This window comes from Roseicyclus sp., from assembly GCF_965662675.1.
Lineage (GTDB): Bacteria > Pseudomonadota > Alphaproteobacteria > Rhodobacterales > Rhodobacteraceae > Roseicyclus.
Window position 1 is genome coordinate 12440 of record NZ_CBFIIK010000006.1, and the last position, 20991, is coordinate 33430.

The following is a 20991-nucleotide window of genomic DNA, read 5'->3' on the forward strand; positions in this document are numbered from 1 at the left end:
ACTCGATGTTTCGCATTTCCCCCACGACGCTGGGGATGGCTATGATGCTTTTGGGAATGTTCCTGTTCACAGCCAATGACGCACTCGGAAAATGGCTGGTTGCCAGCTATTCCGTTGGTCAGGTTCTATTGATCCGCAGCCTCGGGGCCTTGTGCATCCTCTTGCCGTTCGTTTTCGCATTCGGGTGGCGTAACCTGATCCGGCTTGAACGACCCAAGGTGCAGTTCGCACGCGTATGTTTTTCGACGGCAGAAGTGTTCTGCTTTTATTTTGCCGTGCGTTACATGCCGCTTGCGGACACCATGACGTTCTGGCTCGCCGCGCCGATCTATGTGGCCCTGCTCGCCCCGATCTTCTTGCGCGAAACTGTCGGAATGCTGCGCTGGGCGGCCATTTTGCTGGGATTTGTCGGGGTGATCATCGCGCTCGAGCCGACCGGACAAGGGTTTGGGATTGCGGGCCTTATCGCTGTCCTCGGTTCTTTTTGCTTCGCGCTCATGCTGATCACGGGGCGTCATCTGCGCGAGACGCCGGATATTGCACTCGTATTTTGGCAATTGATTGGGGCGGGGCTTGCGGGCTTTGTCGCAGCGCCGGTGGGTTGGATCATGCCCAGCTCCTTGGATTGGGCTTTGCTTGCATTGGTGGGCGTGGTGGCGATGGGGGCGCATCTTTGTGTCAACAGGGCGCTGAAGCTGGCCGATGCGGGCCTGCTTGCCCCGTTGCAATACACGCTTTTGCTTTGGGCGATCATTCTGGGTTGGATCTTTTTCGACGATATTCCACGGACAACCATGTTGGTGGGGGCTGCTATCATTGTTCTTGGGGGGCTGTTGCTGGTCATGTCCGACAAACAATCACGCCCGAAATTGACGCGACCTCACAAAAGCTGAACCGGAATAAAAAGGGACGCGCATACGCAATGCTTCAGGTGTTCTTCGTGGCATACCCATTCGCGGGCACACAGCGGCCAAAGCCTACAGCGTTTTGCCGCTTACCTGCGGTCGGGGTGCCGGGTCGATCCGACGCTCCTTCATGCCAGTCTGCCATCAAAACATTCCGCGCGCTCTTTTGCCGCCTGCGCCCAAGCGATAGCGTGATGCCGCAGCGCTGTTGCCGCTTGGGAAAGATCGAATGAGCCTTGATTGGATTGCGATTGATTGGGGAAGCTCGCGATTGCGGGTCTGGGGTTTGGTTGCAGACCGCGTGGTACGAGAAGCCGAGTCCGAAGACGGAATGGTCACATTGTCCGCAGCCGATTTCGAACCCGCTTTGCTCGCGCTCATTGATAGTTGGCTAACGGAGGGTCACGTGACACCGGCCTTTGCCTGCGGCATGGTCGGAAGCCGCCAAGGCTGGCACGAAACACCTTATCGGACGATTCCGTGCGCCCCATTGGCCACTGAATTGACCGCCGTTCTCACACAAGATCCGCGGTTGCAGGTATGGATCGCCCCCGGTCTGAAACAAGACAAACCCGCCGATGTGATGCGGGGCGAAGAAACGCAAGTTGCGGGGTTTCTGGCGCAAAGACCCGGCTGGGACGGTGCGATCTGTTTGCCGGGAACGCATAGCAAATGGGTGATCCTCAGCGCGGGTGAGGTCATCAGTTTCCAGACCTTCATGACTGGCGAAATCTTTGACCTTTTGTCAAAGGCGTCGGTCCTGCGCCATTGCGTCGAGGGGTGGGATGATGCCGCCTTCTTGGCCGGTGTCGATCTGGGCTTCGATCGCCCAGACCGATTGATGGCGCGGCTGTTTTCGATCCGGGCCGAAACGCTCTTGAATGATCTGGACCGCGCGCATGCGCGGGCGCGTCTTTCCGGGCTGTTGATCGGGGCGGAATTGGCAGTGGCAAAGCCCTATTGGTTGGGCCAGCCCGTCGCCGTGATCGGCGATCCCAAACTGACAAGACACTATCGCGCTGGGCTTGCCCATATTGGGGTATCGGTCGAAATCGCGCCTGCACCGGAATTGACATTGGCGGGTCTGGGCATGGCGCGGCGGCTTGCACAATCGGAGGGAAGCTGATGCGCCCGTTGATTGCCATCCTTCGTGGCATCACCCCGCCCGAGGCATTGAGCGTGACCCGCGCGCTGATCGCGGCGGGTATTGGCCGCATCGAGGTGCCGCTGAATTCCCCCATGCCTTGGGACAGTATCGCGATCATGCAAGATGCTTTTGGTCACCAAGCGCAAATCGGTGCAGGCACGGTGCTTGAGGTTGCAGAGGTGACCCGTCTGGCGTCCATCGGGGGACAGATCGTCGTGTCGCCAAACTGCAATCCCGATGTTATCGCGGCCACCCGCGCGGCCGGAATGTTGAGCTTTCCCGGTGTCTTTACCCCGACCGAAGCCTTTTGCGCCCTCAGGGCGGGGGCGTCTGGGCTCAAGCTTTTCCCGGCTTCACTGATTGGCCCTGACGGTGTCCGGGCAATACGCGCTGTCTTGCCGCCCGCAACCGAAGTTTATGCGGTGGGCGGTGTGGTTGCAGATGATTTCAAGATCTGGGCAGCCGCAGGCACAACCGGCTTCGGCATTGGCACCATGCTGTACAAGCCGGGGCTGAGCCCAAGCGAAGTTTCAGCTAGGGCCAAGCGCATCGTCGCCGCTTGGGATGCGCTGGCCTCAGACGGTGAGCTAACGTGAAACGAGGCCATAGGGTCACGCACTTCACATGACGACAGCTTGGACAAGGCTTGGCCAAGATCGCATGGCCCGGTCGCGTTTCAGCTATTCACACCAGCTGTTCGACGGGCGCACGGCGAAGGCAACACAATCTGGTAAGCGCCGCCCTTAGATGCGATCCAGACAAAAGTCCGACGAACGGACGTTGGCGAAATTGGAAATCAGCTTTTCCAGAGCGGTGCGACCTATGGCAGAGCGTTTTGGTGCGATGGAAAAACAGCAAGGTTTTTCCCATGAGCTACCCAAACTCCGCCATCCAGCCAAGGCTGTCCTCGGTCTTGCCTATCGGCCGATATTCCGCGCCAAGGGGTTTGTCCCAAGCATGGGCCGCGATCTCGGCAAAGATCGCGCGATAATCCAGATCGCCGTGATCGGGCGCGCCCCTGTCTGGGACAGCGGCAAATTGGATATGGCCGATGATGGGCCAAAGCGCGCGCAGCCGTGCGATCACATCGCCTTCGGTCCGACCGACATGATAGCAATCGAACATAAGCCTCAACGCGGGGCTATCGATCTGCGCGATCAACGCGGCGGCCTGCGCGGTGGTGTTCAGAAAATAGCCCGGCGCATCATGCGGGTTGAGCGGTTCGATCAAGATCATCTGCCCCCTGCGCGCCGCATGGGTGCAGGCATAGTGCAAATTGTCGAGAAAGGTGCGATGCGCCCTTTCACCTTCGGCCTTGCCCGCCATCACATGCACGGCGCCCGCGCCGATGGCCGTAGCATAATCCAGCGCCTCATCAATGGCCGCGCGCGCCTCATCCTCACGACCGGGCAGGGCGGCAAGCCCGTTTTCGCCCGTAGCCACATCGCCGCGCCGGGTGTTGAGGCCAAGCATCGCAAGGCCGGTCTCGGTCAAGGCAGCGGCGACATCGCCTGTGGCGATGTCATAGGGCCAATGGCACTCGACCGCGTCGAAGCCTGCCGTATGGGCCGCGCGGATCGCATCGGGAAGCGCGCGGTCGGTCCACAGAAAGCCGAGATTGGCCGAAAACCGCGTCATCCATCCCACTCCACATCAAAAGTGGTGACGACTGCGCGTAGCTGCCCTGCGTCGAGCATGCGTGCATCGGTGCCGCGCAAGATCAGCGCCAGCCGCGCGGTGGCCTCAAGCTCTTCGATGGCGGCACAGGCGGCTTCGACATCCTTTGCCGCAACGACCGGGCCGTGATTGGCCAGCATCACGGCACTGCGTTTGCCGGCAAGACCCCGCACCGCTTCCCCCATCGCCGGATCGCCGGGCAGGAAGAACGGCAAAAGCTTGACCCGTCCCAGCTTCATGATGGCGTAAGGTGTCAGCGGCGGCAGGAAATCATCGGCATCCACATCGGGCATCATCGACAGCGCGACGGAATGGCACGAATGCAGATGTACCACCGCGCCCGCCGAGCTGCGCGTGTCGTAAAAGGCGCTATGCAGGGGCATTTCCTTGGTCGGCGGATCGCCCCCCACCAATTGCCCGGCGGCATCGAACCGGCTGAGCCGCGCGGGATCGAGACGCCCGAAACTGGTGCCTGTGGGCGAGACCAAAAGCCCGCCATCCTCGGTCCGGGCCGAGATGTTGCCGGTGCTGCCGTGGGTCAGCCCGCGGTCGAACAGCGACCGTGCCAGATCACAGATCTGGTCGCGCAGGTCGGTCTCTCTCATGCTGCCCCTGCCATCAGGCGGTCTGCCTTCTCAAAGAAATCCTTAGCCCCGAAGTTACCCGATTTCAGCGCCACCACCAGATCGGACCGCGCGCGCAGCGCCGGCACGCCGGGGTCGATCTCGGGACCGATTTCAAGGTCTGTCAGCCCCAAGCCTTCAACCACCGCGCCCGAGGTTTCGCCGCCCGCCGTGATCAACCGCGTCACGCCACCCGCTACAAGGCGGCGCGCCACCTCGGCAAAAAGATCTTCGATGGCCGTCGCGGCGACGTCGCGGCCAAAGCGGTCTTGCACGCGCGCGACCTCGGCCGGGTCGGCCGAGCTATAGGCCAAGGGCAGCCCCTCTTGGGCCAAAAGCCAAGCCGCGATCTCGGCCGCGCTGATCCGCCCCTCGATCACATCGGCCGCCACGATCTCGCGCGCGGGGTTGTGGGCGGTGTGATGGGCGACCTGCGCGCGGGTCGCCGTGGAACACGAGCCTGACAGGATCGCGGCGCGGCCCGGTTGGCCTTGCCATGGCACGGGTGCGGGCACGCAGCCGAAATTCCCGGGCAGACCCAACGCCACACCCGATCCGCCCGTAATGAGAGGAAGACCACGCGCCGCCGCCCCGATGGCCATCAGATCGGCATCGCGGATCGCATCGACCACGATCAGCCGGTTGCCGGCTGCGTGCTGTGCGGCCAGTCCTTCTGCGATCCGGTCAGGCCCGGCAAAAACATCCATCGCCCCGATATGTCCGACTGAATGGCGCGTTTGCGGTGCCAGCCAGCGGCGGATATCGGCGTCAAGCATCGGCGTCAGCGGATGGTTCTGCATGCCGCTTTCGTTCAACAGGCGGTCCATGACGAAAAGGTGCCCTTGATAGATCGACCGCCCGGCGCCGGGAAAGGCGGGGCAGACGATCACCTTGTGGGCATCCAGCACCTCGGCCAGCGCATCGGCCACGGGGCCGATATTGCCATCAGGCGTGCTGTCGAAGGTCGAGCAATATTTGAAAAAGATCTGCTCGCAGCCTTGCGCGCGCAACCATTCCAGCGCCGCCAATGATTGGGCCACCGCATCGGCGGGCGCAATCGAGCGGGTCTTGAGAGCGACCACCCCGGCATCGACATCACGCGCGGCCGGATGATCAGGGATGCTGCAGTATTGAACAACGCGCATGCCGCCCTTGGCCAGCGTATTGGCCAGATCGCTCGATCCGGTGAAATCATCGCCGATACAGCCCAGACGCATCATGCCTCTCCGGGCAGGGTCAGACCCGCAGCGCGGGCATAGACCTTGGCCACGGCGGCATCATCTTCACGGCCAAGGCCCATTTCGGCGGCGGCAAGATACTGTGCCAGCGCGGCCGCCGTGATCGGCGCTGTAAAGCCCGCATCACGCGCGATATCCAACACGATGCCCAGATCCTTTGGCCAGATATTGACCTGACTATGGGGGGTGTAATCGCCCGCCACGATATGGGGTGCGCGGTTCTCCAGCATCCAGCTTGTGCCGGCGCATTGGCTGATGACCCGCAGAAAGCTGTCGGGCGTGATGCCTTGGGTCATGCCGAAGGTCATCGCCTCGGCCATCGCGGCGATATGCACGCCGGCAAGCATCTGGTTGACCGCCTTCATGGCCGAACCCGCGCCTGCCTGATCGCCCAGTTCGAACACCGTCGTGGCCATCGCATCGAGCGCGGGGCGCGCCGCGGCAAAGGCATCCGCGCTGCCCGAGGCCATGATCGACAGCTTGCCCGCCGCCGCCTTGACCGACCCGCCCGAGATCGGCGCATCGAGATAGTGCAGGCCAAGGGCGCACGCCTCGGCCTCCATCTCGCGGGCGAAAGCGGGGGGGACGGTGGCGCAGCTGATGATGACGCCACCCGTTGCCAGCCGCTTGGCCAGCCCCTCGGGGCCAAAAAGCGCTGTGCGTGTCTGATCGGCATTCAAGACGACCGAGACTGCGATCTGGGCCGCGGGGCTTGTTTGGTCAAGCGCTTGCCCGCCTGCCGCACATAGCGCCGCGACACGCTCGGCCGACGGGTCAAAGCCATGCACCGCGATGCCTGCACGCAGGCAAGATAGCGCCATGCCCAACCCCATCGAGCCAAGCCCAGCGAAATGTGCGATCATCATCTCGTTCCCATGATTGTTTGCATCGGCCACAGTGACACTGCGGGGACATAGGTTACAATCATGAGCGTGGCAAAGACCGTGATGACGAACCACAAAAGCTGCGGAATGATCCGCTCGACCGGGATGCCCGCGACAGAACAGGCCGCGAAAAGGTTTACCCCCAAGGGTGGCGTGATCATCCCAAGCGCAAGGTTGAGCACCATGATCAGACCGAAATGCACCGGGTCGACGCCATAGGCGATGGCTATCGGGGTCAAGATGGGGGCGAGCACGAGGATCGCCGCCGATGTCTCGATGAACATGCCGACGATCAAAAGAAGGATATTGACCGCCAAGAGGAACATGAAGCGCGTCTCGATCACCTCGCGGATGAGGGCCGCGATGTCATTGGGCAAGCCCGAGCGCGTTACAAGGAAGGAAAACAGCGCCGCAGCCGAGATGATGATCATGATCGCCGATGTGGCCAGCACGGTCTTTGTCAGCACTTCGGGAAGGTCGCGCGGTTTGAGTTCGCGATAGAACACCATGCCAACCAATACGGCCACCACCACGGCGGCGGCGCTGGCTTCGGTCGGCGTGAACACGCCTGCATAAATGCCGCCCAAGATCACCACAGGCACCATCAGCGCAGGCAGGGCCGCGAAAAGTGCGGGGCCGACGCTTGGGCGATCATCCCCGTCTTGTGCGCCGATGCCACGCACCCGGCACAAGATCAGCACCAGCGCCATCAGCGCGGCTGCCACCAACAAACCTGGTCCGAGCCCCGCGAGAAAAAGCTGTCCGATGGATGTATCCGTGGCAACACCATAAAGGATCAGCGGGATCGATGGCGGGATCAAGACGCCCAGTTCCGCCGATGATGCCTGAACAGATGCGGCCATAGGCTTGGGGTAGCCATGCTTGACCATGGCCGGGATCAAGATCGCGCCGATGGCGAAGGTCGTGGCCACAGATGAGCCCGAGACAGAGGCGAACATCATGCAGGTCAGAACGCAAGTTGCCGCCAACCCGCCTTGCACGCCGCCCACGATGGATTTGGCCAGATCGACCAAGCGTTTCGAGATGCCGCCCACCGACATCAGATTGCCCGCCAGAATGAACAGCGGAATGGCCATCAGCGGAAAGCTGTCGAGCCCCGTGAACATGCGCTGGGCCACCAATAGCATCGGCAGCCGCCCATGTGCTTCGATGCCGATGACCGAGGCCAGTCCGATGGCAACGGCAATCGGAACACCCAGCAAGAAGAATATCCCCAGCGATAGGGCCAGCGCGGTGTTCATTGCTGTGCCTCCACGCGCGCCGCGTCATCGGCATGGGTGCGGGGCCAATCGCCACCTGCCGCACGGACCATGCAGCCCAGAACGGCGATGATGATAAAGACCGATCCGACAGGGAGCGCGGCATAAACCCAAGCGATGGAGATTTGCAGCGCAGCCAATGTCTGGCCTGAGACACGCTCGACCATCGACCAACCTTGCCAAAACAAGATCGCGAAAAACAGCACGGTCATGACCATCGCGAACATGTAAAGCGCCAGCCCCAGCTTGCGGGGCAGTGCAGTCTGGATGAATTCCAGCGCAATCATCGTGCCTTCGCGAAAGGCCGGGGCCACGCCGAGAAAGACCGACCACATCATTGCAGAGCGGGTGATGACCTCCGACCATGTCGACGGACGCCCAAAGGCAAATCGCGTTGTCACTTGGTATATGGCAAGCCCTGCCGCGATCAGCAAAAAGATGATCGCTGCCCATAGCGCGATGCGGGTCGTCATCGCTTCGAAACGCAAGAACATCCGCATGCCCCCTCCGATCAAAATGGTGAACCGGCCGGCCCAAGGGCCGACCGGCTTGTGTCAGGATGCCAAGTTCACTGGGCGGCGACGATCCGCTCGATCATCGCACTGCCGAAACGGTCCGTGTAGACCGGCCACGCAGCTTCTGCGGCCAAGGCCTGAAACGGGGCGCGGTCGATCTCGGTGATGACTTCCATCCCGTTTTCACGCATCAGTGCGACGCCTGCGGCTTCCAGACGGTCCACCTCTGCGCGGGTTGCGGCAACGCCAACGCGCGCGGCCTCATAGAACCAGCCCTTCTGCTCATCGGTCAGACCATCGAACAGCGCGGGTGATACAAGGATGATCGCCGGGGAATACACATGGCCGGTCAAGGTCACATGTCGCTGCACCTCCCAAAAGCGCGAGGCGGTGATGACGGTGATCGGGTTTTCTTGACCATCCATCACGCCTTGTTGCAGCGCGCCGAAAACCTCTGGGAAAGCCATTGGCGTCGGTGAGGCGCCCATGCCTTGGAACGCGGCCATGTGGACGGCGTTTTCCATTGTGCGCAGCTTGAGCCCTTCAAGATCAGCGGGCGAGGTCACAGGACGCTGCGAATTGGTCACATGACGAAACCCGTTTTCTGACCAAGCCAAACCGACAAGATTGTTTTGGCCGATGGCGTCCAGCATTTCCTGACCGATCTCGCCATCCAGAACGCTACGCGCATGGGCGTAGTCGCGGAATAGGAAAGGCAAGTCGAGCGCCAGAACCTCGGGCACAAAATTGCCCAGCGGTCCAGTCGACGTGATCGCCATATCAATCGAGCCGATCTGCAAGCCCTCGATCAAATCGCGTTCGCCGCCCAACTGTCCACCCGGCGCCTGTTCTCCGGTGAACGCGCCATTCGACAGTTCGGTCAGTTTTGCCAAAAACGCGTCTGCGCCGACACCGTAGTGCGACGTAGCAGTCGTTGTGGTGGCAACAAGAATATTCTGTTGCGCATAAGCGCCTCCAGACATCATCAGGGCTGCAAAGCCACTCAATACCCAGTGTTTCATTTTTTTCCTCCTCATGTTGGACTTAGGTCACTTCCATGAACCAAAATCTCGGTCATGTTAGACGTCTAGCGCAGGTTTTTGGTAGCTGTTTCTACCTTTCTCCTGCGTCATTTTATATAAAGGCGCTGAGCGGTTCAGATGCGTCAGCATCATAACTTCAGCACCATCTGCATCCCTATCCTCAATAAAGTCTATAAGTCGATTATGTTCGAAAATAGTGGTTTGTTCTTGGCCCGACCAACGCAGCATCGGCTTGTAATGCTCGAAAAGCCAAGCAAGCATGGCCTGTGTTGCGGCATGAATGATTGCATTCCCGGAAATGGCCGCGATTCGTAAATGAAAAGCGATATCCGCCTTTACGAAATCACCTTCATTATCCCGCTTGCTTTGTTGGCTTGAAACAATTGCCCGCAATTCATCGGCGTCTTGCGCCGTGCAGCGCTCGGCGGCCATGCGAACCGTCCCCAATTCAAGAAGTTTCCGCATCTCCTTGAGTTGGTCAAGCGCGGTGGGATCTTTGAGAAGCAGCAGCTTTGCCATGGAATCCATCTGACGAATTGCCATGCTCGCCGTCAGCTGATTCACACGACTGCGCTCGCCATGATTAATCGAGATCAAGCCCTTGTTGGCCATGCTCTGCAACGCTTCACGCACGGCGGGGCGCCCCACCTTGAAGCGATCCATCAATGCCCGTTCCGAGGGGACTGCATCACCCGGAAAAAGCTCACCAGTCTCGATCATGTGCCAAAGTTTCTCGAACACTTGATCGGACAGCTTGTGGCGCACGATCACATCATCGCTATCGCCTTCCGAACCTTGCGAAAGGGCATATGCACGCGGTGTGTCGGCGCTGTCTTGCATCTAGGGCACTCCTGTCGTCCTGACCCTGTTTGTCAGGTGATGCGCTCGATACTTGCACGGATCTCGTCGATTTCGAACACCCGTTTCCAATCTTCACGCATGAGGACGGGCTTGCCGAATTCAATCGCCTTGTTGGCTGCATCCGAAAAGACGCCATCCACCTCCTCGAAGATCACGGCCGCCAGAATATTCATGTGACCAAGCAAGAAATCGCGCGCGGCTGCATGCGGCACACCACGGGCGACGACCTCGTCCATCGCTTCGCGCATGACGACCAAAAGCGAGGCGACAACAGTCTCAGAAAGGCCAGGCTCCAGCAGCGCCATGCCTTCGAGCGTGACGCGATGCGAGCGAACGACCGGCGCATAGATCGCGTTCGCAACCCTTTCGCCCAGCGCGTAATCTTGTTCGGGGCCTTGGACCAAGGCGTTCACCACACCCTGCTTTGCAGCGATCCCGCCGAAATGGTCGCGCTTGGCCGCCATGTCCGTTTCATCGTTGAAGATGGGCGGGTGGCAAGGATGCGTGACGAAATAGGTGATATCATCGCGCACCGGCAAATGGCCTGCATAGGGTGCTGCGGCATCAAGGCAGACAACCATCGCACCGGGCCGCACCTTGTCGATGATCGTCTTGGTCACGGCGCCGATATGGGTATCGGGCACCGCCAGCACCACGACCTGCGCCTCGGCCAATGCTGCCTCGGCAGTGACGCAATCGGTACCAAAGGCGGCCTTTACACGGGCCTGTCCCTCGGGCGAGATTTCGACTCGCAGAGTTTCGAATTCGTCCGATTTTGCAAGATTGGCGCCCAGTCGCATGCCCATCTTGCCACCGGCCCCAAACAGGGCAAGCTTGATCATCCGCCGTTCCTTTGCTTCCATGGATCCTGCCACGGTCTGGTTTGACAACTGGTATGATGAGGTAGTAATCGCATCAGTGTGTCAAGAAAAACCGCAACAAGGCGTCCGAAAGGGGAGGGACCGAATGGATGCGACCCTGCCCACGGGTGTCCTGATCGGCTGGTATGGCGACGATTTCACCGGCGCAGCAGCGGTGATGGAAGTCTTGAGCTTTTCCGGCCTTGAAGCGGTGCTGTTTCTCGCCCCGCCCACAGCCGAGCAATTGGCGCGGTTTCCCGGCGTGCGTGCCGTCGGCATCGCCTCGACCGCACGGGCGCAATCCCCGGCATGGATGAACCGCGAATTGCCCGGCGCATTCGCGGCCCTGCGCGCGCTTGGGCCACAGCTTCTGCACTACAAAACCTGCTCCACGCTCGATTCTGCCCCCCATGTCGGCGCGATCGGGCGGGCCACTGAAATCGGTGCCGACCTTTGTGCCGCAAGCCGCGTGCCCGTCTTGATCGCAGCCCCACAGATGCGGCGCTATCAGTGCTTTGGCCATTTGTTCGCCGGGCTGGAGGAGGGTGTATTTCGCCTTGACCGGCATCCGGTCATGTCGCGCCATCCGGTCACGCCGATGGCGGAATCCGACGTGGCGCGGCATATCGCGCTGCAATCTGATCGACTCGATGCAGCCTGTATCACGCTGGAGGATCTGGCACAGGCCGATCTTCGCGGGGCCGCGATGAGCGCAGTCGAGGATGGGCGTATCCAGATCGTCACACTGGATGCCGTCGATGCAGCCAGCGAGGCGCAGGCCGGGCGGTTGATCTGGGAGGCACGCGACCAAAGCCCCTTTGTCGTGGGCTCACAAGGCGTGGAATATGCGCTGATCCGCCATTGGCAAGCGCGCGGGGCCTTGGCGCATCACCCCGCACCGCAGGGCATCGGGCGGGCGAAGGCCACGATCATCGTGTCCGGCTCCGTCTCGCCCGTGACGGCTGGTCAGATCGCATGGGCCGCTGAAAACGGGTTCGATGCGCTGGCATTCGATGCAAGCGTCGCCTGTGGTGGCGAGGCGGCGATCATGGCCGAGGTCGCACGGGTGAAAGCTGCCGCGCGCCAAAGCCTGTCGCGCGGGCGCGATCCGCTGATCCACACCGCCACTGGCCCCGATGACCCAAGCGTCGCTCACTTCCGCACCGCCTGCGTGACAAGCGGCACGGATATGCATCTTGCCAATGAGCGGGTCGGCGAGGCATTGGGCCGTCTGTTGCGCGATCTTCTGGCCGAGCTTGGACCGGCGCGCGCCGTCGTATCGGGCGGTGATACATCGGGTCATGCGACACGCCAGCTTGGCATCTACGCGCTCTCGGCGCTTGCCCCGACCATCCCCGGGGCCGCGATCTTTCGGGCGCATGCCAGCGGCGCGATGGATGGGCAAGAACTGGCGCTGAAAGGCGGCCAGATGGGAAGCCGCGATTATTTTGGCTGGATCAGAAATGGAGGAGGCCCAAGATGAGCGCGCAGACCACCACCCGTGTCACGGCGATCTACGATATCCAATCGCACAAGGGCGTGGCTCATGCGGCCGCCGTGCTGGCTGGGGAACAATCCACGGGTACCTTCGTGCGTCTGGCCAGCGAGACGGACGCCTTGCGCGACCGCTCGGCCGCGCGGATCGAAGCGATCGAGATCACCGGCACATCCGACCGGCCAGCCCTTTTCTCGCGCGAGAGCGGCCCGGTCTATGAGCGTGGTCTTGTCACGATCAGTTGGCCGATGGGCAACTTCGGTACATCCTTGCCTACACTCATGGCCACGATTGCGGGCAATCTGTTCGAGCTGGCCGAAATGTCGGCCGTGCGGCTCGTCGATCTGACGCTGCCACCCGCATTCGCGCATGCCCATCCCGGCCCGAAATACGGCGCACCCGGCACACGCGCGGCAATGGGAGGGCATGATGGCCCCGTGATCGGCACCATCATCAAGCCCAGCGTCGGCCTATCGCCCGCCGAGACAGCCGATCTGGTCCGACAGCTTGCCGATGCCGGGATCGATTTCATCAAGGATGACGAGCTACAGGCCAACGGCCCCGACTGCCCATTGTCCGAACGCGTGGCGCAGGTGATGGCGGTGTTGAACGATCACGCCGAGCGGACCGGCAAGCGCGTGCTTTATGCCTGCAACATCACGGGCGAGATCGACGAGATGCGGCGTAGCCTCGACTTGCTGGAAGAGCATCGGGCAGGCTGCGCCATGGTCTGCCTCAAGACCATCGGCCTGCCTGCGCTGCGTGTCGTCCGCAACCATACCACCATGCCGATCCATGGTCACCGCGCCGGATGGGGGCTGTTGTCGCGTTCGCCCGATATCGGCATTGATTATTCCGTGATGCAAAAGCTGTGGCGCTTGGCAGGGGCGGACCATCTTCATGTCAGCGGCCTTGCCAGCAAGTTCAGCGAGTCCGATATCTCGGTTGCCCGCGCTGCGCGCTCTGTTCAGGCACCGGTATGCACAGGCGATGCGCCGGCGATGACGGCCATGCCGGTGATATCCTCGGGTCAGACAGTATGGCATATCGGCCCGACGCGGGCGCTTTTGGGCAATGATGATTTCATCTTCTGTGCCGGCGGCGGTTTGTTGAGCCATCCCGACGGAGTCGGGGCAGGTGTGCGGGCCATGCGACAGTCCGCACAGGCAGCGCGTGATGGCGTTTCGCTTTCGGAAATGGCGAAGAACGCGCAAGAACTGGCGCGTGCCATCGCCCATTTCCCGCCAGCAAAAGTAGATCCATCAATCTTTTCCGATTGAAATGGGCAATGCCGTTCACTGAACGGTCGAGGAAAGATTGACCAAGGATGCGCCGTCGATGCGGGGCGCTTTGGTGGAACAAGCGCCCCGGACCCTGTTCAACCCGCCCAAGCGCGGGTTTTTTGCCGCTGCTCGCCCAAGCCTTCGATGCCCAGTCGGATCGTTTGGCCGGGCCGCAGATACACCTCCGGCTTTTGGCCCAAACCGACACCGGGCGGTGTTCCGGTCGAGATGATATCGCCCGGCTGCAAGCTCATGAATTGGCTGAGATAGGCCACCACATGGGCAACACCGAAAATCATGGTTGCGGTCGAACCGTCTTGATAGCGATGCCCATCCACATCCAGCCACATCTGAAGCGCTTGCGGATCTGCCACCTCGTCACGGGTCACGAGCCATGGACCTATGGGGCCGAAACTGTCGGCGGATTTGCCCTTGGTCCACTGGCCGCCGCGATGGATCTGAAAATCGCGCTCGGACAGATCATTGATGACGCAATACCCGGCGACGTGATCAAGGGCCTCGGCCTCGGTTATGTAGCGGGCCTCGCGCCCGATCACGACGCCCAGTTCCACCTCCCAATCGGTCTTTTCGGACCCTTTGGGAATGATGACATCGTCATTTGGTCCGGTGATGGCCGATGTGGCTTTCATGAACACGATGGGCTCTTCCGGGATTGGTGCGCCCGTTTCGGCGGCGTGATCGGAATAGTTGAGGCCGATACAGATGAATTTTCCGACCTGACCGACACAAGGGCCCAATCGCGGCGTACCCTCGACGACCGGCAGGCTTGCCTGATCGAGCGCGCGCAGCCGGTCTAGGGTTTCATCCGATAATGCCGCACCGCTGATGTCAGCCAAGTGGGCCGAGAGGTCGCGAATGCGTCCATCATCACCGATAAAGCCGGGCTTTTCGGCGCCCTGAGCGCCGTAACGCAACAATTTCATTGAACTTCTCCCAAGTCAGGTGTTGGCCCAGCCGCCATCGATGCCGACGGCTTGTCCGGTCATGAAGCCGCTTTCATCGGAGGCCAGATAGACGGCGAGCGCGGCAATCTCTTCAGGTTGTGCAATGCGCCCCATCGGCTGTCGCGCGACAAAGGCTTTGCGGGCCGCTTCGATCTCTGCCTCGGTTTGTCCCTGCGCACGGACACGCGCGTGCCATGACGGGCTTTCGACGGTGCCGGGGCAAATCGCGTTGGCGCGGATGCCTTGGGTCACATGATCGGCTGCCAAGGCCTTCATCATGCCGATCACGGCGGCCTTGGTCGCGCCATAAACAAATCTGTTTGGGGCGGCGATGATCGAGGACGCCACCGAGGCGATAAAGATCACCGATCCGCCCCCGGACGCGATCATCGCTGGCAAAAACGCCCGCGTCACGGCGTAATTGGCCTTTACGTTCAAAGCGAAAGACCGGTCAAAGGCGGGCTCGTCACACTCCAAGATCGTGCCGTGATGCACGAACCCCGCGCAGTTGAAGAGGATATCCACCCCGCCGACGTCCTTGGCCATTGCCTGAACGGCTTGCCCGTTAGTGACGTCAAGCTGGTAGGCGCGTATCCCTTCGGCGGTCAATTCGGCGACGGCGGCAGGGTCGATATCGGTTGCGATCACCTCGGCGCCCTCTGCGGCAAAGGCGCGTGCGGTCGCTCGCCCTATCCCGGCACCGGCCGCTGTCAGAAAAGCGCGTTTCCCCTCAAGTCTCATGGCTGTTTTTCCTCCTTGTTCCGGGTCATCACATCACCGCGCCAATCTGCCATGGCACGAATTCCGCCCCCCCAAAGCCCAGTTCTTCACTTTTGGTGCGCTCGCCCGATGCGGTGCGAATGAGCAGTTCGAACAATTCCTGCCCCTTGGCTTCGACGCTGACCCCCTCGGAGACGATGTCGCCGCAGTTGAGGTCCATGTCTTCTGCCATGCGTGCGTACATCTCGGAATTGGTCGCAAGCTTGATGCACGGCGTTGGCTTGTAGCCCGAGACGGAGCCGCGCCCCGTGGTAAAGACGACCAGATTGGCCCCGCTGGCGATCTGCCCTGTCACCGAACACGGATCATAGCCGGGGCTGTCCATATAAACGAAGCCCGTCGTGGTAATGGGTTCGGCATATTTATAGACCCCGGCCAAAGGTGCCGTGCCGCCCTTGGCCACCGCGCCCAGAGACTTTTCCAAGATCGTGGTCAGACCGCCCTTTTTGTTACCGGGCGAAGGGTTGTTATCCATCTCGCCGCCGTTCCGCTTGGTATAGTCCTCCCACCAACGGATACGGTCGACCAGCTTTTGTCCCACTTCAGCCGAGACCGCCCTGCGCGTCAGCAGATGCTCGGCCCCGTAGATTTCCGGCGTTTCCGACAAGATGGTGGTGCCGCCATGACGCACCAAAAGGTCCGAGGCATGGCCAAGCGCCGGGTTGGCGGTGATCCCCGAATAGCCGTCGGACCCGCCGCATTGCAACGCGACCGTCAAATGCGAAACCGGGGCCGGTGCGCGGGCGGCCTGATTTGCGATCTCAGCCATATCCTTCAGCACGGCCAGCCCGCGGTCGATGGTGCGACGCGTGCCGCCGGTTTGCTGGATCGTCATGTAACGGAAATTGCCATCGGCGCGCATCCTGCCTTTGCCGACAAGGTCGGGGATCTGCATCACCTCGCACCCCAACCCGACCAAAAGGATACCGCCGAAATTCGGGTTCTGCGCATAGCCCGCGATGGTCCGGAAGAGGGCAGTGTATCCTTCGTCGTCGCCCGACATCCCGCATCCCGTGCCATGCACGATTGGAACGACCCCATCCACGTTCGGGAAATCCGCAAGCATGCCCGACTGCTCGGCTGCTTCGGCGATGAAGCGCGCGACCGAACCCGAGCAATTCACCGATGTCAGGATGCCGAGATAGTTTCGGGTGCCGACCTTGCCGTCGCTGCGGTGAAAGCCCATGAAGCTGCGCTCGCCGGTCGCGGCGGGCAGGGATCGGCAATCTGCGCCAAAGGCGTAGTCCTGGCGATGATCGCCCATCCCGAGATTGTGGCTGTGGATATGACCACCTGCCCCGATCGCAGCGGTCGCCACCCCGATAAGCTGGCCATAGCGGCGCACCGGGTCACCGATCGCCAGATCATTCAAGGCCACCTTGTGACCGCGCGGAATCTGATCGCGGGTGTTTAGCCCGAATTCCGCCAGCTGCGCATCCTTGCCGATATCCTCGAGCGCGACAGCGACGTTGTCGCTGGGGTGAAGCCGGATCACACGCGGCAGGTTCTTGGTCATTTCTGTCTCCGGTTGAAAGGCGAATTGCGGCGGCTGCGGTCGGTATAGCGCAACATCGGTTGCGCTCAGTACGTTGCGCGTCCTCCAGAAAGGTCGAACACCGACCCTGTGGTGAAACTGTTCTCGCGGCTGGCGATCCAACTGATCATCGCTGCCGCCTCGTCGAGTTCGAGAAAGCGACCGCGCGGTATCTTCGAGAGCATGTAGGAAATGTGTTCCTCGCTCATCTGGTCGAATATCCGGGTGCGCGCCGCCGCGGGGGTGACGCAATTTACCGCGATGTCATGATTGGCCAGTTCTTTTCCCAGCGATTTCGTCAAGCCAATGACCGCAGCCTTCGATGCCGAATAGGCCGAGGCATTGGGGTTCCCGTCCTTGCCCGCCACCGAGGCGATGTTGACGATACGCCCATAATTTTGTGCCTGCATGCCGGGAACCACGGCCCTGTTGACATGGAAGGTGCCCAAAAGATTGACGGCCTGGATCTCGGCGAAGGCCGCCACGTCGTATTCCGCCAAGGGCGCGTTGGGCCCGGCAATGCCAGCGGCATGGACCAGCACATCGATCCGACCGCAAGCGCTCAGCGTTTGCGCACAGGCGGCCGATACGCTCTCCCATGATTTCACATCGACACCATAGGCCAGCCCCCCGATCCCGAGGTCGGCGGCGGCTATACTGGCCAGCGGCAGGTCGATATCCCACAACACGATCCGCCCGCCTGCGGCGGCGATCCGTTTGGCCACCGCTTGCCCGATCCCCTGCGCACCGCCGGTCACGACCGCGACTTGTCCCTCGAATGTCATCATCTGCGTTCACCTGTTGGTTTGAATGGGGCCGGTTCAGCCCCGCTTGATCATCCACCCAAGCGCGGATGCCGCGCGTGGGTCTTGTTGTTCTGGGCCGATCATATGTTGTGCCGCGCCGTGGCGAAACATCCGGCCCGCATGGCCCTTAACGGTACAGCAAGGTGGGCAGCCACATCGCGACCTGTGGAACGAAGGTGATCAGCAACAGCACAAGTGCCAAGGGAATGATGAATGGTGCGGTCCCGACCACGGCGCGCTCGAAGCGTATGTTGGCCACCCGTGCAAGAACGTAAAGTACCATCCCCACAGGTGGCGTGAGCAGACCGATCATAAGGTTCAGTACCATGATGACGCCGAAATGCACCGGGTCGATCCCCAACTCCATCGCGACGGGCAACAGAACCGGCACCATGATCGTGATCGCGGCCACCGTTTCCATGAAGCAGCCCACGATGAGCAAGATCAGGTTGATCAGCAACAAGATCACCCAAGGCCGATCCGATGCGGCCAAAAGCATCCCCGCCACCAACTCGGGCACACGGTTGGCGGTCAGCACCCAGGCAAAGATCGAGGCCGCGCCCACCACCAAAAGAACAACTGCCGTGGTTTCGATCGTGTCGAAGCTGACGCGCAGGAACCTCGGCACGGTCAAGGTGCGATAGACAACGAGGCCCAGGAAAAGCGCCCATGCACAGGCCGCTACCGCAGCCTCGGTCGGGGTGAAGGCACCTGAAAGAATGCCACCGACGATGATCACGGGCGTCAACAGGGACAAAAAGGCCCGGCGGAAAGTGAACCACAGAACCGACAATCGAAATGCCTGATCGCGCGGGTAATTCCGCTTCCAAGCGATATAGGCAACCAAGCCCATCAGGGAAAGCGCCATGATCAGGCCCGGAATGAACCCGGCCGCGAAAAGCTGTCCGATGGAAACCCCTGCAACCACACCATAGATCACCATCGGCAAAGACGGCGGAATGATCGGTCCGATGGTCGAGGATGCCGCCGTGATGCCCACCGAGAATTCATCATCGTAACCGGCATCGCGCATGGCCTTGATCTCGATTGCGCCCAGCCCACCGGCATCGGCGACAGCCGCGCCCGACATGCCGGCGAAAATGACCGAAGCCCCGACATTGACATGCCCCAAGCCGCCGCGCAGCCAGCCGACCAAGGCCAAGGCGAACTGAAAGATGCGATGCGTGATCCCGGCCGTATTCATCAGATTGCCGGCCAGAATGAAGAACGGCACCGCCAGCAAAGGAAAGCTGTCGACACCGTTGATCATGCGATGCGCGACCACGAAGGGCGGCACTGTCATGTTGGTGACGATAAACAACAGCGCCGAGCCCGCCAGCGCGATGGCCACCGGCACGCCCAACAGCAGCATGATCGCCAAAGAACCGAAAAGAAGAATAACTTCCACGATGTTGCTCCTAGTCCAGACCGACGTTGCGGTGAGACGAAAGATCGGGGTCGATCAGCCGCGAGCTGCCTGTGCGCAGATGTCGCCAAGCATTGATTGCCGCATAAATCGCCATGGCCGCAAAACAGGCAGCACAGACCTGATAAACAAGGGATTTTGATACATCGATGGATACCATCATCTGCTGCGTCCGGCCTGACACCTGATAGGAATACCAAGCCATGAGTCCAAAAAAGCCGATGCAGATGGCATCAATCACGGCCTGAGCGATGCGTCGCAGCGTGCGCGGCACCCAACGATAAATGAATTCCACGGCGATATGGCTGTGCTTGCGCGTCGCCATGACAGAGCCAGTGAAGGTTACGCCGATCAACAAGAACCGGGCGATTTCTTCTGTCCAACCAAATGAATTATTCAGAACATAGCGTGTGAAAAATTGCAAAAAGACCACAAAGGCCAATACCCAAAAGAACACAAAGACAACGCCATCATCCCAGCGCAGATCCGACAGGCTAATCTCTTCGTCCTCACTATCATGTGGCACGGTCGAGAGAGCCTCGGGCTCTTTTTGTGTCGCGTACCCTTCATTCGGGTCGGTCATGGTAGCCCCCTGCGGCTGGCGGTCACGATGGACGACGACCGGGGTGAGAAACAGCTCCCGGTCGTCGCATTGGTGGCGTGGCTTTACTGGCTGAGGGACTGCAGCCGATCGTAGGTTGCCTGATCCCAGCTGGCCATTTCACCATTGTGCATGACCTTGACCGCTTCGATGAACGGGCCACGGTCGACCTCATTCACGGTGACGCCCTGATCGCGGAACCACTGGGTCAACTCGGACTCAAGCTGGATGATCGCATCGGTGGCACAGGTGGCCGTGTCTTCCAGAACCGCCGCCAGCGCGGTTTGATCATCGGCGCTCAGGCTTCCCCATGTCGGCCCACCAATAATCGTCAAAAGCGCATCCGTGATGTGCCCAGTAAGGTTGATATTGGTCTGGACCTCGTAGAAGGCCTTGGCCTGAATGGTCGGCAGCGGGTTCTCTTGCGCATCCACTGTGCCTTGTTGTAGCGCAAGATAGACCTCGGCAAAGGCGATAGGCGTCGGGTTGGCCCCGACCGCGCGAGGGAACATCATGTAGAGCGGCGCATTGGGAACCCGGATTTTGAGCCGCTCCATATCAGAGGGGCTTGTGATCGGGATATTCGAGGTCACATGCCGCGCGCCATAATAGGTCATTGCAACGACGTGGTTGCCACTGGCTGCCGTGTAACCGGCGGCGAGTTCGTCAAACAGGTCGGAATTGCGGAACGTATCCCAATGGGCGTAATCGCGGAACATGTAGGGTGCCCCGCCAATTGCGATCGGGCCAAAAGCGCGCCCGGCGAAGAGTTGCCCCGTGTAGATGATATCGACCGTGCCCAAACCGAGGCCTTCGTTGATATCGACCTCGCTGCCGAGTGATGAGGCGGGGAAAACCTCAATCCCGAGTCGATTGTTCGTAGCCGACCGCAGCGCATCATCGGCCGCGACGGCACAGGTATGATAGGCCTCGGACGATTCATAGACATGCGCCCATTTGAGCACACGATCAGCTGCTTGGGCCGGGCTTGCCAATCCGATCACAGATGTGATGGCCAAACTGCTGGCCGCCAGTCCTAGGGTCTTTCCAAAGAACCAATTTGTCATT

At 60.9% G+C, this 20991-nt stretch carries 21 protein-coding genes; 5 read left to right on the forward strand and 16 right to left on the reverse strand.

All coding sequences use genetic code 11. The features are described 5' to 3' along the window. Nucleotides 1-5 precede the first annotated feature (5 nt). The 3 genes from ACTG4J_RS02500 (at nucleotide 6) to ACTG4J_RS02510 (ending at nucleotide 2648) form a co-directional block, all read left to right on the forward strand. Entirely contained in the window at nucleotides 6-893 is an 888-nt protein-coding gene (locus tag ACTG4J_RS02500; RefSeq protein WP_439136917.1) for a DMT family transporter, read from the forward strand. Nucleotides 894-1134: 241 nt separating this feature from the next. Then, nucleotides 1135-2031, forward strand: coding sequence for a 2-dehydro-3-deoxygalactonokinase (locus ACTG4J_RS02505; RefSeq protein ID WP_439136918.1), 897 nt, complete (start codon nucleotides 1135-1137; stop codon nucleotides 2029-2031). Further along, a complete protein-coding gene (locus ACTG4J_RS02510) occupies nucleotides 2028-2648 on the forward strand; it encodes a 2-dehydro-3-deoxy-6-phosphogalactonate aldolase (RefSeq protein ID WP_439136970.1) in 621 nt (206 codons plus the stop codon). Before ACTG4J_RS02505 ends, ACTG4J_RS02510 begins: the two co-directional genes overlap by 4 nt. Before the next feature lie 277 nt (nucleotides 2649-2925). On the opposite strand, the gene ACTG4J_RS02515 is transcribed toward ACTG4J_RS02510, so the two are convergent. The 9 genes from ACTG4J_RS02515 to ACTG4J_RS02555 all read right to left on the reverse strand — a co-directional run bounded on the left by ACTG4J_RS02515 (nucleotide 2926) and on the right by ACTG4J_RS02555 (nucleotide 11015). Continuing rightward, nucleotides 2926-3690, reverse strand: coding sequence for a hydroxypyruvate isomerase family protein (locus tag ACTG4J_RS02515; protein ID WP_439136919.1), 765 nt, complete (start codon nucleotides 3688-3690; stop codon nucleotides 2926-2928). Beyond that, on the reverse strand, nucleotides 3687-4334 hold the full coding sequence (gene otnC, locus ACTG4J_RS02520) for a 3-oxo-tetronate 4-phosphate decarboxylase (protein WP_439136920.1): 648 nt from the start codon (nucleotides 4332-4334) through the stop codon (nucleotides 3687-3689). Before otnC ends, ACTG4J_RS02515 begins: the two co-directional genes overlap by 4 nt. Further along, nucleotides 4331-5569 (reverse strand): 3-oxo-tetronate kinase, encoded by a 1239-nt coding sequence (gene otnK, locus ACTG4J_RS02525; RefSeq protein WP_439136971.1) that lies wholly within the window; start codon nucleotides 5567-5569, stop codon nucleotides 4331-4333. The genes otnC and otnK overlap by 4 nt, the downstream gene beginning before the upstream one ends. Then, nucleotides 5569-6453: an L-threonate dehydrogenase gene (gene ltnD, locus ACTG4J_RS02530; protein ID WP_439136921.1), complete on the reverse strand. Its 885-nt coding sequence runs from the start codon at nucleotides 6451-6453 to the stop codon at nucleotides 5569-5571. Before ltnD ends, otnK begins: the two co-directional genes overlap by 1 nt. Next, entirely contained in the window at nucleotides 6453-7736 is a 1284-nt protein-coding gene (locus tag ACTG4J_RS02535; protein ID WP_439136922.1) for a TRAP transporter large permease, read from the reverse strand. The genes ltnD and ACTG4J_RS02535 overlap by 1 nt, the downstream gene beginning before the upstream one ends. Further along, on the reverse strand, nucleotides 7733-8254 hold the full coding sequence (locus ACTG4J_RS02540; RefSeq protein WP_439136923.1) for a TRAP transporter small permease: 522 nt from the start codon (nucleotides 8252-8254) through the stop codon (nucleotides 7733-7735). The genes ACTG4J_RS02535 and ACTG4J_RS02540 overlap by 4 nt, the downstream gene beginning before the upstream one ends. Before the next feature lie 68 nt (nucleotides 8255-8322). Further along, a complete protein-coding gene (locus ACTG4J_RS02545; RefSeq protein WP_439136924.1) occupies nucleotides 8323-9291 on the reverse strand; it encodes a TRAP transporter substrate-binding protein in 969 nt (322 codons plus the stop codon). A gap of 57 nt (nucleotides 9292-9348) precedes the next feature. Beyond that, complete coding sequence (nanR, locus tag ACTG4J_RS02550; RefSeq protein ID WP_439136925.1) at nucleotides 9349-10152, reverse strand: transcriptional regulator NanR; 804 nt, start codon at nucleotides 10150-10152, stop codon at nucleotides 9349-9351. 32 nt (nucleotides 10153-10184) lie between these two features. Further along, on the reverse strand, nucleotides 10185-11015 hold the full coding sequence (locus tag ACTG4J_RS02555) for a phosphogluconate dehydrogenase C-terminal domain-containing protein (protein ID WP_439136926.1): 831 nt from the start codon (nucleotides 11013-11015) through the stop codon (nucleotides 10185-10187). A 124-nt stretch (nucleotides 11016-11139) separates the two neighbouring features. On the opposite strand from ACTG4J_RS02555, the gene ACTG4J_RS02560 reads away from it, so the two are divergent. Both ACTG4J_RS02560 and ACTG4J_RS02565 read left to right on the forward strand, forming a co-directional pair. Next, nucleotides 11140-12516 (forward strand): four-carbon acid sugar kinase family protein, encoded by a 1377-nt coding sequence (locus ACTG4J_RS02560; protein WP_439136927.1) that lies wholly within the window; start codon nucleotides 11140-11142, stop codon nucleotides 12514-12516. Then, the gene (locus ACTG4J_RS02565) at nucleotides 12513-13808 is read left to right on the forward strand and encodes a ribulose-bisphosphate carboxylase large subunit family protein (RefSeq protein ID WP_439136928.1); all 1296 of its coding nucleotides are present in this window, start codon (nucleotides 12513-12515) and stop codon (nucleotides 13806-13808) included. The genes ACTG4J_RS02560 and ACTG4J_RS02565 overlap by 4 nt, the downstream gene beginning before the upstream one ends. A 98-nt stretch (nucleotides 13809-13906) precedes the next feature. Here ACTG4J_RS02565 and ACTG4J_RS02570 read toward each other — a convergent pair whose 3' ends face one another. From ACTG4J_RS02570 to ACTG4J_RS02600, 7 genes are all read right to left on the reverse strand, one after another. Further along, entirely contained in the window at nucleotides 13907-14755 is an 849-nt protein-coding gene (locus tag ACTG4J_RS02570) for a fumarylacetoacetate hydrolase family protein (RefSeq protein ID WP_439136929.1), read from the reverse strand. Between the two features lie 15 nt (nucleotides 14756-14770). Beyond that, the gene (locus tag ACTG4J_RS02575; RefSeq protein WP_439136930.1) at nucleotides 14771-15517 is read right to left on the reverse strand and encodes an SDR family oxidoreductase; all 747 of its coding nucleotides are present in this window, start codon (nucleotides 15515-15517) and stop codon (nucleotides 14771-14773) included. A gap of 28 nt (nucleotides 15518-15545) precedes the next feature. Continuing rightward, a complete protein-coding gene (locus ACTG4J_RS02580; protein ID WP_439136931.1) occupies nucleotides 15546-17072 on the reverse strand; it encodes a UxaA family hydrolase in 1527 nt (508 codons plus the stop codon). 65 nt (nucleotides 17073-17137) lie between these two features. Next, nucleotides 17138-17878 (reverse strand): SDR family NAD(P)-dependent oxidoreductase, encoded by a 741-nt coding sequence (locus ACTG4J_RS02585; RefSeq protein ID WP_439136932.1) that lies wholly within the window; start codon nucleotides 17876-17878, stop codon nucleotides 17138-17140. 145 nt (nucleotides 17879-18023) lie between these two features. Beyond that, complete coding sequence (locus ACTG4J_RS02590; protein ID WP_439136933.1) at nucleotides 18024-19304, reverse strand: TRAP transporter large permease; 1281 nt, start codon at nucleotides 19302-19304, stop codon at nucleotides 18024-18026. 10 nt (nucleotides 19305-19314) lie between these two features. After that, nucleotides 19315-19905 (reverse strand): TRAP transporter small permease, encoded by a 591-nt coding sequence (locus ACTG4J_RS02595; RefSeq protein WP_439136934.1) that lies wholly within the window; start codon nucleotides 19903-19905, stop codon nucleotides 19315-19317. Between the two features lie 83 nt (nucleotides 19906-19988). Next, nucleotides 19989-20942, reverse strand: a complete 954-nt coding sequence (locus ACTG4J_RS02600) for a sialic acid TRAP transporter substrate-binding protein SiaP (RefSeq protein ID WP_439136935.1) — start codon at nucleotides 20940-20942, stop codon at nucleotides 19989-19991. Between the last annotated feature and the right edge of the window lie 49 nt (nucleotides 20943-20991).